10 protein-coding genes are annotated in these 11,230 nt (G+C 70.5%); 7 read left to right on the plus strand and 3 right to left on the minus strand.

What is annotated here, in order from left to right:
- Positions 1–18: 18 nt before the first annotated feature.
- The 5 genes from LR948_RS11490 (at position 19) to LR948_RS11510 (ending at position 3,339) form a co-directional block, all read left to right on the plus strand.
- Positions 19–936 carry an endonuclease/exonuclease/phosphatase family protein gene (locus LR948_RS11490; protein WP_232754169.1) on the plus strand — a complete coding sequence of 306 codons (918 nt, stop codon included), beginning with the start codon at positions 19–21 and terminating at the stop codon, positions 934–936.
- Between the two features lie 106 nt (positions 937–1,042).
- Positions 1,043–1,852 (plus strand): division plane positioning ATPase MipZ, encoded by an 810-nt coding sequence (locus LR948_RS11495; RefSeq protein ID WP_232754170.1) that lies wholly within the window; start codon positions 1,043–1,045, stop codon positions 1,850–1,852.
- Positions 1,852–2,052 (plus strand): hypothetical protein, encoded by a 201-nt coding sequence (locus LR948_RS11500; protein WP_232754171.1) that lies wholly within the window; start codon positions 1,852–1,854, stop codon positions 2,050–2,052. The genes LR948_RS11495 and LR948_RS11500 overlap by 1 nt, the downstream gene beginning before the upstream one ends.
- 67 nt (positions 2,053–2,119) lie before the next feature.
- Positions 2,120–2,887 carry an HpcH/HpaI aldolase/citrate lyase family protein gene (locus tag LR948_RS11505; RefSeq protein ID WP_232754172.1) on the plus strand — a complete coding sequence of 256 codons (768 nt, stop codon included), beginning with the start codon at positions 2,120–2,122 and terminating at the stop codon, positions 2,885–2,887.
- 35 nt (positions 2,888–2,922) lie between these two features.
- Positions 2,923–3,339, plus strand: coding sequence for a hypothetical protein (locus LR948_RS11510; RefSeq protein ID WP_232754173.1), 417 nt, complete (start codon positions 2,923–2,925; stop codon positions 3,337–3,339).
- Positions 3,340–3,556: 217 nt separating this feature from the next.
- Here LR948_RS11510 and LR948_RS11515 read toward each other — a convergent pair whose 3' ends face one another.
- Complete coding sequence (locus LR948_RS11515; RefSeq protein ID WP_232754174.1) at positions 3,557–4,084, minus strand: GNAT family N-acetyltransferase; 528 nt, start codon at positions 4,082–4,084, stop codon at positions 3,557–3,559.
- A 199-nt stretch (positions 4,085–4,283) separates the two neighbouring features.
- On the opposite strand from LR948_RS11515, the gene smc reads away from it, so the two are divergent.
- Positions 4,284–7,739 carry a chromosome segregation protein SMC gene (gene smc, locus LR948_RS11520; protein ID WP_232754175.1) on the plus strand — a complete coding sequence of 1,152 codons (3,456 nt, stop codon included), beginning with the start codon at positions 4,284–4,286 and terminating at the stop codon, positions 7,737–7,739.
- Positions 7,740–7,790: 51 nt separating this feature from the next.
- Here smc and LR948_RS11525 read toward each other — a convergent pair whose 3' ends face one another.
- Together LR948_RS11525 and LR948_RS11530 are read right to left on the minus strand one after the other, a co-directional pair.
- A complete protein-coding gene (locus LR948_RS11525; RefSeq protein WP_232754176.1) occupies positions 7,791–8,966 on the minus strand; it encodes a lytic murein transglycosylase in 1,176 nt (391 codons plus the stop codon).
- 88 nt (positions 8,967–9,054) lie between these two features.
- Positions 9,055–10,044 (minus strand): glutathione S-transferase family protein, encoded by a 990-nt coding sequence (locus tag LR948_RS11530; RefSeq protein WP_232754177.1) that lies wholly within the window; start codon positions 10,042–10,044, stop codon positions 9,055–9,057.
- A gap of 198 nt (positions 10,045–10,242) precedes the next feature.
- On the opposite strand from LR948_RS11530, the gene deoC reads away from it, so the two are divergent.
- A complete protein-coding gene (deoC, locus tag LR948_RS11535) occupies positions 10,243–11,226 on the plus strand; it encodes a deoxyribose-phosphate aldolase (RefSeq protein ID WP_232754178.1) in 984 nt (327 codons plus the stop codon).
- The last annotated feature ends 4 nt before the right edge of the window (positions 11,227–11,230 follow it).

Here is an 11,230-nt window from a genome sequence, read left to right on the forward strand (position 1 = left end):
CCACAGGGAAAGGCGCGGATGATGATCCTCAGACGGCTCTTCAAGGCGGTCCTCGCCGTGGTCGCCCTCCTGGCGCTGGTCGCCTGCGCGCTGCAGGTCGGCCATTCCACCGACAGCACCCTGCCGCCCCGCGAAGAGGGCACGCTGCGCGTCGCCACCCACAACGTGCATTACATCTGGGCCAACCGCGCCGAGGGCGCCTGGTCGCGCGCCGACTGGGCCAGCCGCGCGCCGGCCATGGATGCCGCCTTCAAGGCGCTCGACGCCGACATCGTGGCCTTCCAGGAAATGGAAAGCTTCGCGGGCGGCAATTCCGACGAAGAGAACCTGGCCCGCGACTACCTGCTCGCGCGCAACCCGGGCTATTCCGCCGCCGCCGTCGGCGACTGGCGCAGCTTCCCCTCGACCCAGCCGATCTTCTACCGCAGCGCGCGGCTCGAGCAGATCGACCAGGGGTGGTTCTTCTTCTCCGACACGCCCGACGTGATCTATTCGCGCACCTTCGACGGCTCCTACCCGGCCTTCGCCTCCTGGGCGCGGTTCCGCGACCGCGACGGCGGGCAGAGCTTCACTGTGATGAACCTGCATTACGAATACAGCAGCGGCTCGAACCGCCTGAAGTCCGCAGAGCTGACCGCCGAGAGGCTCGGCCCCCGCCGGGCCGAGGGGCCGGTGATCCTGACCGGCGATCTGAACGCCCGGCGCGGCGCGCCCACGGTGGAGATCCTCGCAGAGACCGGCCTGCGCTTTCTCGAGGTGCCCGGCGCGACCTATCACTTCGACCGCGGGCTGAACCTCTTTGGCGCGATCGACCATATCGCGCTCAGCCCCGAGCTGACCCTGGAGGCCGGGCCGGTGACGCTGCAGAAGCGATTCGCCGGGGAATGGCCCTCGGATCACTACCCGGTGGTGGCCGATATCGCCTTCGGGTCGTGACCCCGAGGCCGCGATTCGCGGCTTGCGGGCTGCGCGCACTTCACTTGTGGGGTCCCCCAAGATACCGTAGCGCCTGATCTGATACGGGGAATATCTGGGGACAATCGTGGCGCATATCATCGTTGTGGGGAACGAAAAGGGGGGCGCGGGCAAGTCGACCGTGTCGATGCATATCGCCTCGGCGCTGGTGCGTCTGGGCTATCGCGTCGGCGCGCTGGATCTCGATCTGCGCCAGCAGAGCTTTGGCCGCTACGTCAACAACCGCCGCAATTACGCCGCCTCGGCCGGCATGGAATTGCCGGTGCCGACCTATATCGAGCTGCCCGAGATCGACAAGGACAGCCTGCCGCCGGGCGAGAACCTCTATGATCACCGGCTGTCCGCCGCCATCGCCACGCTGGAGCCCGATTCCGACTTCGTGCTGATCGACTGCCCCGGCTCGCACACCCGGCTGAGCCAGGTGGCGCATTCGCTGGCCGACACGCTGGTCACGCCGCTCAACGACAGTTTCGTCGATTTCGACCTCTTGGCGCATATCGCCTCGGACGGGGTCAAGATCGAGGGCCCCTCGGTCTATTCCGAGATGGTCTGGAACGCCCGCCAGCTGCGCGCCCAGGCCGGGCTCACGCCGATCGACTGGGTGGTGCTGCGCAACCGGCTCGGCGCCCAGCAGATGGTCAACAAGCAGAAGATGGAAAAGGCGCTCGACCGGCTGTCGAAGCGCATCGGCTTCCGCATCGCGCCGGGTTTCTCGGAACGGGTGGTCTTCCGCGAGCTCTTCCCGCGCGGGCTGACGCTGCTCGATCTCAAGGACGTGGGCGTCAAGCAGCTCAACATCTCCAATATCGCCGCCCGGCAGGAGCTGCGCGAGCTTCTGAAGGCGCTGAACCTGCCCGGCGTCGAGGTCAGCCTCTGATGGCCGGGAACGGGCCCGGCCGGGGCGAGCTGATCTTCCGGCTGTGCTTCAGCATCGGCGGGCTGGGCCTGCTGGCCGCCGCGGTGGCGATCCGGGGCATGCCGCGCGGCGCCGCGCTCTTCGAGGTCTTCGGCATCGCCGGGGTCTTCTTCCTCGGCACCGCGCTCTGGTCGGCCTGGCGGCTCTGGACCCGGCGCTAGCCCCCTTGCCATTCCCGCCCCGGGCGGAAATTCTCGCCCCCGGATGTGACCCAGGCGGGAGGATGGCATGGCGGCACCGAAGAACCCCTTCAAGGCGGCGCTGGCGGCGGGCGAGCGGCAGATCGGGCTCTGGATGGGCTTTGCCGATCCCTATGCCGCCGAGGTGGTGGCCCGCGCGGGCTTCGACTGGCTGCTGATCGACGGCGAACACGCGCCCAACGACCTGGCCGCCATCGCCCGGCAGATGCAGGTCATCAGCCCGCACAGCCACCCGATCGTGCGCCTGCCCATGGGCGAGCCCTGGCTGATCAAGCAGGTGCTCGACACCGGGGTGCAGACGCTGCTGATCCCCATGGTGAACTCCGCCGAGGAGGCCCGCGCGCTGGTCCGCGCCATGCGCTACCCGCCCGAGGGCATCCGCGGCATGGGCGGCGCCTTGGGCCGCGCGACTAACTTCGGGCGGGACAAGGATTACGTCGCCAGCGCCAACGACCAGATGTGCCTGATCGTGCAGGTGGAGACCGGCGCCGCGCTCGAGGCGCTGGACGAGATCCTCGCGGTCGAGGGCGTCGACGGGGTCTTCGTCGGCCCCGCCGATCTGTCGGCCGACCTGGGCTACCCGGGCCGCGCCGATGCGCCCGAGATGCGCCAGGTGGTGGCCGAGACGCTGGCGCGCATCGCCGCCTCGGAGAAGGCCGGCGGCATCATCGACTTCTCGGACGCGGCCATCGCGGCGCATTTCGAGGCCGGGGCGCAATTTGTGGCCGTCGGCGCGGATGTGACCTTCCTGGCCCAGGGGCTGAGCGCGCTTTCGGCAAAATGGCGCGGGCGTTAACCCTTACTTGAGAGGTCGCGCGGCAGGATGCGGGCATGGTGATCCGTGTCCTGGCCCTGCTCGCGGCCTGTTTCTGTCTGTCCTGCAATTCCGGCGGCCCGGGGTTTTCCGGTCTGCCCGCAGAGACGGTGACGCAGGACGGCTCGCGCTTCCTCCTCCGCCGCGACGGCCCGCTTCTGGAGGCGCAGCGCGTCTCGCCGGAATGGCTGCCGCGCTTCCAGCCGGTGGCGCGCAAGGCCGGCACGGCCGCGGAACGGCGCACCGGCTGCCGGGTGGCCTGGGTGACCGGCGACCAGGCGATGATGCTCCTCGGCCTCGCCTGCCCCGGCGGCCCCGACCCGCCGCCGCCCCCGCGCAACCGCTACTGGAGCTGCGAGGCGCTGACCCAAAGCCGCGACCTCGGCGGCGGCCTCACGGCGAGCGACATCGCGCTGAGCTGCCGGCGGCGGTGAGGGTTTGGGGTGGGTTGGCGTGGTGGTGAAGGTTGGGCGAGGAGGTTACGCCCGGCGACCGGCGGTGTGGAGGCCACCTCCCACCACCAGCAGACCTGATGTAGCGCCCTGCAACCTGCGGTGCGGTGCGGTGCGGTGCGGTGCGGTGCGGTGCGGTGCGGTGCGGTGCGGTGCGGTGCGGTGCGGTGCGGTGCGGTGCGGTGCGGTGAAAGATCCCTCAGCTCTGCTCACCGCCAAGGCGCTTCTCGAAGAACAGGCTCGAACGGTTGGGCACATAAGGCGGAAAGACCCCGCGCTCGCTGAAACCCGCCCGCTCGTAGAGCCGTCGCGCCGCGTCCAGGCCGCGCCCGGTCTCCAAGCGCAGGACGGTGAGGCCCTCGGCCCGCGCTTCGGTCTCGAGATGGGCGAGAAGCTCCTCGCCCACCCCGCGTCCGCGGGCGGCTTCGCTGACGAAGAGGGATTTTACCTCGCCGGTGCGCTCGGGGGCGCGCCCGGCACGGTCCTCGCGTTTGAGCGCCACGGTGCCTAAAACCTCGGCATCATCCAGAGCCGCACCGTCGAGCGCAACGCCCTCCACCCCCTCAAACGCCGCCCAGAGCGTCACCTCGGGCGCGGCGAGCGCGGGCAGGTCCAGGAACGCATTCTCCTCGGGCGGGAACATCGCCTGCATCAGCGCGTGGCTCTGGCGCAGAACCGCCGCGATCGGGGGCGAAAAGGGGTCGACCTTTGCGATGCGGAGGGGCATGGGGCGGCCTGTCTCTTGCTGCTGCGCGGCACAGAGAACCCGTGGTTCGCGCCGCGGTCAACCATGCCAAATCTCGCTCATCCGCCGATATCTTGTGGATAACGAGCGGATCACCGCCATATGAGCGGCATTTTGTTTGACTCGCCGCGACCCGCGCGGCCACCATCGTCGTCAAACGCGGAATCGGGGGCCCGGGCCTTTGCGCTTTTCGAAACTCAAACTCACCGGCTTCAAAAGCTTCGTGGACCCCACGGACCTGATCATCGCCGACGGGCTGACCGGCGTCGTCGGGCCCAACGGCTGCGGCAAGTCCAACCTGCTCGAAGCGCTGCGCTGGGTCATGGGCGAGAACCGCCCCACCGCCATGCGCGGCGGCGGCATGGAAGACGTGATCTTCGCGGGCTCGGGCTCGCGCCCGGCGCGCAACTTCGCCGAGGTCACGCTGCAGATCGACAACAGCGAACGGCTCGCCCCCTCGGGCTTCAACGACAGCGACCAGCTCGAGATCATCCGCCGCATCACCCGCGACGCGGGCTCGGCCTACAAGGCCAACGGCAAGGACACCCGGGCGCGCGACGTGCAGATGCTCTTCGCCGATGCCTCGACCGGGGCGCAGTCGCCGGCGCTGGTCCGGCAGGGCCAGATCTCCGAGCTGATCAACGCCAAGCCGAAGTCGCGGCGCCGCATCCTCGAGGATGCCGCCGGCATCGCGGGCCTCTACCAGCGCCGCCACGAGGCGGAGCTGAAGCTGAAGAACACCGAGGCCAATCTCACCCGCGTCGACGACGTGATCGAGGGGCTCGCGAGCCAGCTTTCGAGCCTCGCGCGGCAGGCCCGGCAGGCCGCCCGCTACCGCGCCATCGGCGAGGAGCTGCGGCAGGCCGAGGGGCTGCTTCTCTACCGCCGCTGGCGCGACGCCGACACCGCCCGCGCCCGCGCCGAAGAGGCCCTGCGCGAACGCGTCAGCGGCGCCGCCCGTGCCGAGAAGGCCGCGCGCGAGGCCGCCACCCAGCGCGAGGCCCAGGAAGAGCGCCTGCCGCCGCTCCGCGACGAGGAATCCGTCGCCGCCGCGATCCTGCAGCGGCTGACCGTGGAGCGCGACACGCTCAAGGACGAGAAGGCCCGCGCCGAGGATACGATCAACACGCTGACCCGGCGCATCGACCAGCTCACCCATGACATCGACCGCGAGAGCGGCTTGAACCGCGACGCCGGCGAGACCATCGAACGGCTCGAATGGGAGGCCCGCGAGCTGGCCCGCGCCGGCGAAGGCCACGAGGACCGCGTCGCCGAGGCTTCGGAGGCCGCGCATGACGCGGCCGCGGTCCTGCAGGACCGCGAGGGGCTCTTGTCCGAGCGCACCGAGGATGTCGCCCGGCTCGCCGCGCGCCACCAGTCGGCGCATCGCTACCTCGCCGACATGCAGAAGACCCTCGACCGCCACGAGGGCGAGGCCGCCCGCGCCCGCGACACCGTGCGCGAGGCCGAGGCGCGGCTCGAGGCCACGACCGACCGCAAGACCGCCGCCGCCGAGGAGCTGGCCCAGGCCCAGGACACCGCCGCCCGCGCCGAGGAGGTCCTCTCCGAGGCCGAGGCCGCCCGCGCCGAGACCCAGTCGCGCGAGGCCGAGGCGCGCAGCGAACGCAGCTCCGCCGAGGGCGAGCTGAACGCGCTCAGCGCCGAGGTCACGGCGCTGGCGCGGCTTCTCGACCGCGACACCGCCGAGGGCGGGCAGATCCTCGACCGGCTGCAGGTCGAACAGGGCTTCGAAAAGGCGCTCGGCGCCGCGCTCGCCGACGATCTGCGCGCCCCCGAGGTGGAGGCCGACGGCCCCTCGGGCTGGACCGTGCTGCCGGCCTATGACGCCGCCCAGCCACTGCCCCAGGGGGTCACCGCGCTGACCCAGCATGTCTCGGTGCCCGACGTCCTGGAACGCCGGATGAGCCAGATCGGCCTGGTCGAGCCCGAGGACGGCACGGCGCTGCAGCGCCACCTGAAGCCGGGCCAGCGGCTGGTCAGCCGCGACGGCGATCTGTGGCGCTGGGACGGCTACCGCGCCTGGTCCGAGGACATGCCCTCGGCCGCGGCGCTCAGGCTCGAGCAGCTGAACCGCCTCGAGGCGCTGAAGCAGGAGGTCAACCGCGCCGAATCGCAGCTCGCCGGCGCGCGCCAGGCGCATGAGGCGCTGCAGACCCGGCTGGCCGATCTGACCCGCGCCGACAAGGAGGCCCGCGAAGCCCGCCGCGCCGCCGACCAGGCGGTGACCGAGGCGAGCCGGACGCTGAACCGCGCCGAGGCCGACCGCGACATGGCCGAAGGGCGGCTCGACAGCGCGCGGCTCTCGGTCGGGCGCCACGAGGACGAGGCCACCGCCGCGCGCAAGCAGGTCACCGAGGCCGAGCGCAGCGTCGCCGAGCTGGGCGACCTCGAGGCCGCCCGCGCCGAGGTCGAGGACATCAAGCTGACCGTCGAGGCGGCGCGGATGACCATGATGGCCAAGCGCTCCGCCCATGACGAGCTGCGCCGCGAGGGCGAGGCCCGCACCGCCCGCAGCCAGCAGGTCACCAAGGAGCTCTCGGGCTGGCGCCACCGGCTCGAGACCGCCAAGGGCCGCAGCGCGGAACTGGCCGAGCGCAAGGACCTGGCCGCCGAGGAACTGGCCGAGGCCAAGGACCGGCCGGCCGAGCTCGAGGCGCAGCACGACAAGCTCAGCCGCTCCATCGAGGAGGCCGAGGCCCGCCGCCGCACCGCCGCCGACACCCTGGCCGAGGCCGAGACCCTGCTGCGCGACGCCGTGACCGGCGAGCGCGAGGCCGAACGGCTGGCCTCCGAGGCGCGCGAGGCCCGCGCCGCCGCCGAGGCCCGCGCCGAGGCTGCCCGCGAGGCGGTGACGACCGCCGCCGAGCGCATCGACGAGGAACAGGAAACCACCCCCGAGGCGCTGCTGACCCGGCTCGACGTCACCCCCGAGGAGATCCCCGCCGCCGACCAGATCGACACCCAGGTCAACGCGCTGAAACGCCAGCGCGACGCGCTCGGCGCGGTCAACCTGCGCGCCGAGGAGGACGCCCGCGAGGTCCAGGAGGAACACGACACGCTCGCCAGCGAGAAGGCCGACCTCGAAGAGGCGGTGAAGGCCCTGCGCACCGGCATCTCCTCGCTCAACCGCGAGGGCCGCGAGCGGCTCCTGACCGCCTTCGAGCAGGTGAACGCCAATTTCTCGATGCTCTTCACGCATCTCTTCAACGGCGGCGAGGCGAACCTCGTCATGGTCGAAAGCGACGACCCGCTGGAAGCCGGGCTCGAGATCATGTGCCAGCCGCCGGGCAAGAAGCTCTCGACCCTGTCGCTCCTGTCGGGCGGTGAGCAGACGCTGACCGCGCTGGCGCTGATCTTCGCGGTCTTCCTCGCGAACCCCGCGCCGATCTGCGTCCTCGACGAGGTCGACGCGCCGCTCGACGACGCCAATGTGACCCGCTTCTGCGACATGCTCGACGAGATGTGCCGCCGCACCGACACGCGCTTTTTGATCATCACCCACCACGCGGTGACCATGGCGCGCATGGACCGGCTCTTCGGGGTGACGATGCAGGAACAGGGGGTCAGCCAGCTTGTCTCGGTCGACCTCAAGAAGGCCGAGAAGATGGTGGCCTGAGGCGCCCCGCGGGCCCCGCCCAAGCGGCAGGGCCCGGCGCCTGGATCTTGCTTACAGCCGATTCAGCAGCTCGCGCGTCGGCCAGGCGTCCGCCGGCAGGCCCAGCTCGCGCTGGACGTCGCGCACCGCCGCGCGGGTGCCCGCGCCGAGGATGCCGTCGGCGCCGCCCACGTCATAGCCGCGCGCCTGCAGCTTTTCCTGGAGCCGCACCATCTCTTCGCCCGAGAGACCGGGCGCGGGATTGCCCGCGTCGTAGATCCCCGCGCCCTCGAGGCGGGTGGCGAAATAGGCGGCGGTCAGCACATAGGTGAAGCTCTTGTTCCACTCGAAGAGCACCGGGAAATTGGGATAGGCGAGGAAGGCCGGGCCGTCCTTGCCCTGCGGCAGCAGGATCGAGGCGGGCAGGTCCGGGCGGTCGATCTCGCCGTCGCGGGCGCTGACGCCCATGGCGGCCCAGTCGCCCGCGGGCTTCCGGGTTTCGAGCCCGGTCTGATACCAGTCGAACTCCGCCGGCAGCGAGACCTCCTCGAGCCAGGGCTCGCCCGCGCGCCAGCCGAGATCGGCCAGCATCGCCGCGCCGGACATCAGCGCGTCCTCTTCAGAGGTCTTCAGCGTCACCTTGCCGTCGCCGTCGCCGTCGATCCCGTTGGTCAGGATGTCCTCGGGCAGCATCTGCACCATGCCGATCTCGCCGGCCCAGGCGCCGGTGGTGGTCGCCGGGTCGAAATCGCCGCGTTCGGCCAGTTCCATCGCGGCGAAGACCTGCGGGCGGAAGAGCTCGGGGCGGCGGCAGTCATGCGCCAGGGTCGCCAGCGCGTCGGCGGTGTTGAAGTCGCCCTGCACCGCGCCGAAGTCCGTCTCGAAGGCCCAGAAGGCCAGGAGCACGCCGCGCGGCACGCCAAAGCGCTCCTCGATGCGGTCGAAAGTGGCATCGTAGCGCTCGCCCATCTGGCGGCCCCGGTCGAGCCGGTTCTGGCTGATCAGGCGGCGCGAGAAGTCGATAAAGGGCGCCTGGAAGATGCCCTGGCGGCGGTCGGCGGCCAGGACCGACTGGTCGCGGCTGACCGAGGCCAGGAAACGCTCGGCGCTGGCGGGCGCGATGCCGCGCGCCACGGCCTCCTCCTTGAGGCCGGCCTTGAAGGCGGTGAAATCGCCGCCGCAGGCCTGTGCGAAGGCCGAGGCGGGCATGGCCAGGAAGGCCAGCGCTAGGGCGGTCGTTCGGAACATGGGTTTCCCCCGGTGTGGTTCTGAAATCGCGCGGTCTCTAGCAGCGCCGGGGCGGGCTGGGAAGCGCGCCGCCCCGGGCATGGCCCGCTCAGGCGGCCTTCAGCCGGTCGCGGCCATGCGGCGCCATCAGGTCGAGCGCCGGGCCCATGGGCACGATGCGGTGCGGGTTCACCGACTCGTGGCTGTAGTGGTAGTGCCGCACGATGTGGTCGAAGTTCACCGTCTCGGCGACGCCGGGCCACTGGTAGAGCTCGCGCAGGTAGCCCCAGAGATGGGGGAAATCCACGATCCGGTTGCGGTTGCACTTGAAGTGGCCGTGGTAGACCTTGTCGAAGCGGATGAGCGTGGTGAAGAGCCGCCAGTCGGCCTCGGTCACCCGGTCGCCCATGAGATAGCGGTTCTCGGCCAGCCGCTCCTCGATCCAGTCCAGCGTCTCGAAGAGCGGATAGACCGCGGCGTCATAGGCCTCTTGCGAGGTGGCGAAGCCGGATTTGTAGACGCCGTTGTTCACCGTGTCGTAGATCCGCGCGTTCACCGGTTCGATCGCCTCGCGCAGCTCCTCGGGCCAGTAGTCGTCGCGGTTGCCGGTCAGCCCGTCGAAGGCCGAGTTGAACATGCGGATGATCTCGGCCGATTCGTTCGACACGATGGTCTCGCGCTCCTTGTCCCAGAGGATCGGCACGGTGACCCGGCCGGAGATCTCGGGATCGGCCTTGAGGTAGATGTCCCGCGCGAAGGGCAGCCCGTAAAGCTGGTCCCCGGTGGCGCCGGGATAGTCGCTCTCGAAGGTCCAGCCGTCCGAGAGCATGTCGGGATGCACCACCGAGACGCCGATGTGCTCCTCGAGCCCCTTGAGCTTGCGGAAGACCAGCGCCCGATGCGCCCAGGGGCAGGCATAGCTGACATAAAGGTGGTAGCGCCCGCTTGCCGCCGGGAAGCCGCCCTCGCCCGAGGGGCCAGCGCTGCCGTCGGGGGTGATCCAGTTGCGGAACTTGGTCTCGGAGCGGACGAATTTCCCGCCCGTCTTCGAGGTGTCGTACCACTGGTCTTTCCATTCGCCGTTGACGAGCTTGCCCATGAGTTCCTCCTATCGCTTGGATCAGAAACTATGGGCCCCGCCCGGCGGGTCCATGCCGCCTGCGCGGAGAGGCTTTGCGCCAGCGCACAATCGCGCCTTGCGCGGGCCCGCGGCCCGGGTGACGTGACGGAGCGGCACTTCTTGCTCCCGGCTCCGGGCCATGCGACTTTCCGGCCAAGACAAGGAAAGACCGGCCACATGCAAAGCACAACGACCGCGACGCTCCTGCCGCAGACCGTCGAGCCCCGGAACCCCGGGACCGCGCTCGACCTCGACTGGGTGATGCGCGCGACCGCCAACCGCTCGGCCATCGAACGGCGCGCCGCGACGCTGCCGGGACGGCGCAGCGTGAAAAAGGACCACCAGGCCGCCTGGCTGGCGCGGGCGATCTCGATGATCGACCTGACCACCCTGGCGGGCGACGACACCGAGGGACGGGTGCGCCGGCTCTGCGCCAAGGCGCGCCAGCCGGTGCGCGCCGACCTCCTCGAGACGCTGGGGCTGACCGGGCTGACCACCGGGGCGGTCTGCGTCTACCACGACATGGTGGCGCCCGCGGTCTCCTGCCTCGAAGGCTCGGGCATTCCGGTCGCCGCGGTCTCGACCGGCTTTCCCGCCGGGCTCTCGCCCTTCCACCTGCGGCTGGCCGAGATCGGCGAAAGCGTGGAGGCCGGCGCCCAGGAGATCGACATCGTGATCTCGCGCCGCCACGTGCTGACCGGCAACTGGCAGGCGCTCTACGACGAGATGCGCGCCTTCCGCCAGGCCTGCGGCGAGGCGCATGTGAAGGCGATCCTCGCGACCGGCGAGCTGGGAACCCTGCAGAACGTCGCCCGGGCGAGCCTGGTGTGCATGATGGCCGGGGCGGATTTCATCAAGACCTCGACCGGCAAGGAAGGCGTCAACGCCACCCTGCCCGTCAGCCTGGTGATGATCCGCGCGATCCGCGACTTCCACGAGGCCACCGGCTTCCGCGTCGGCTACAAGCCCGCGGGCGGCATCTCCAAGGCCAAGGACGCGCTGACCTACCTGGCCTTGATCAAGGAGGAGCTGGGCGACGACTGGCTGTCTCCGCATCTCTTCCGCTTCGGCGCCTCCAGCCTTCTGGGCGATATCGAGCGGCAATTGGAACACCATGTTACCGGGGCCTATTCGGCGTCCTGGCGGCATGCGATGGCGTGAGGCG

This window comes from Roseivivax sp. GX 12232, assembly GCF_021272185.1.
GTDB lineage: Bacteria > Pseudomonadota > Alphaproteobacteria > Rhodobacterales > Rhodobacteraceae > Roseivivax.

Bases quoted from the DNA above. Each gene is read 5' to 3' on its own strand.
- LR948_RS11490 (WP_232754169.1), top strand. From the start codon at position 19: ATGATGATCCTCAGACGGCTCTTCAAGGCGGTCCTCGCCGTGGTCGCC.
- LR948_RS11500 (WP_232754171.1), top strand. From the start codon at position 1,852: ATGGCCGGGAACGGGCCCGGCCGGGGCGAGCTGATCTTCCGGCTGTGC.
- LR948_RS11505 (WP_232754172.1), top strand. From the start codon at position 2,120: ATGGCGGCACCGAAGAACCCCTTCAAGGCGGCGCTGGCGGCGGGCGAG.
- LR948_RS11510 (WP_232754173.1), top strand. From the start codon at position 2,923: ATGGTGATCCGTGTCCTGGCCCTGCTCGCGGCCTGTTTCTGTCTGTCC.
- LR948_RS11515 (WP_232754174.1), bottom strand. From the start codon at position 4,084: ATGCCCCTCCGCATCGCAAAGGTCGACCCCTTTTCGCCCCCGATCGCG.
- LR948_RS11525 (WP_232754176.1), bottom strand. From the start codon at position 8,966: ATGTTCCGAACGACCGCCCTAGCGCTGGCCTTCCTGGCCATGCCCGCC.
- LR948_RS11530 (WP_232754177.1), bottom strand. From the start codon at position 10,044: ATGGGCAAGCTCGTCAACGGCGAATGGAAAGACCAGTGGTACGACACC.
- deoC (WP_232754178.1), top strand. From the start codon at position 10,243: ATGCAAAGCACAACGACCGCGACGCTCCTGCCGCAGACCGTCGAGCCC.